Genomic DNA, 1,257 nt, shown 5'->3' with positions numbered 1-1,257 from the left:
TTGTAGTGGTCAAGTGTTTTTGGCCACCGAATTTTGAGCATTCCAGTAGTTCTTTTCTGCTACATTCGGCGGCAGTCCATCATTATGCCTGTGCGGCCTGAGGCTGCTGTAGTAACCGATCATATAATCAGTGACAGATTGCTTCGCCGACGCAACATTGGGGTAGCCAATCTCTGGCATCCATTCCGTTTTCAGACTCCTGAAGAAGCGCTCTGTCGGGGCATTGTCCCAGCAATTCCCACGGCGACTGAGACTCTGCGTCATCCGGCAGCGCCAGAGCATCTGCCGGAATGCCAGGCTGGTGTACTGGCAACCCTGATCCGAATGAAATAGGATGCCCGGTGGCTCTCCACGCGATTCGTAGGCCATGGTCAGCGCCTTCTTTACCAGCTCCGTATTCGGCGACAAGGACAATGCCCAGCCCACGGGTTTCCGCGCATACAAGTCGATGACCACCGCCAGATAAGCCCAGCGTGACCCTGTCCAAAGATAGGTAATGTCGCCGGCCCATACCTGATTGGGCTCCTTTACACCGAACTCCCGATCGAGAACATTCGGGATATCCAGGTGCGGCTGATCAGCCTTCTTGTAGGTGTGGCTTGGTGGCTGTGTGCTCACCAGCCCCAACTGTTTCATCCGCCTACTGGCCCGGTAACGACTCAGCGGTGTTCCAGCCTGCGTGACCATTTTGGCGATGCTGCGAGCGCCGGCAGAGCCGTTACTGACGGTATGCGCCTCGACAACCTGATCCAGCAGCTTCTGCTCAGTCTCACAGGGCCTTCTATCCCGGCCACGCCAGGCCCGGTAGCTACTGCGATGCACCCCAAACACCTGACACAAGTGCTGCACCGCATAGCTCTCTTCAAGTCGCTCGATTATCGAGAATTGCTCAGGGAGTCCGACATCAAGAGAGCGGTAGCCTTTTTTAATATTTCCTTCTCTTCCTCCACCCGCCGCAGCTTGCGCTTCAGTTCCTGGATCTCACGCTGTTCCGGCGTCAGAGCCTCACCTTTCAGCGGCGCCTTGCCTGCCCGCTCAGCCCGAAGCCTGCGAACCCAATACTCCATGGTGGATTTGCCAACTCCCATGGCCTCACACGCCGCTTTCAGCGTGTAACCCTGATCGACCACGAGTTGGGCCGCTTCCAAGCGAAATTCCGGGCTGAACGTTCTCTTCTTCGTCATCATCTGCACCTGACTGTCTCTGTGAGTGATCATACACTCAAAATCAGGTGGCCAGATTCACTATGCCACTACA

Annotated in this window: 1 protein-coding gene; it reads right to left on the bottom strand. The window is 56.0% G+C overall.

Annotated features, from left to right (window positions below; all coding sequences use genetic code 11):
- Nucleotides 1-9: 9 nt before the first annotated feature.
- Nucleotides 10-1,184 (bottom strand): IS3 family transposase gene (locus ACT3R4_RS18400; protein ID WP_496201294.1). Its coding sequence is split into 2 segments (ribosomal slippage): nucleotides 10-929 and nucleotides 929-1,184, totalling 1,176 coding nucleotides; the frame shifts between segments, so codons are not numbered across the junction.
- Nucleotides 1,185-1,257 lie beyond the last annotated feature (73 nt).

This window comes from Halomonas sp. AOP7-E1-9, from assembly GCF_052376035.1.
GTDB lineage: Bacteria > Pseudomonadota > Gammaproteobacteria > Pseudomonadales > Halomonadaceae > Vreelandella > Vreelandella citrativorans.
Note: the sequence above shows the minus strand (reverse complement) of the source record. Positions and strands in the feature narration are given on the sequence as shown.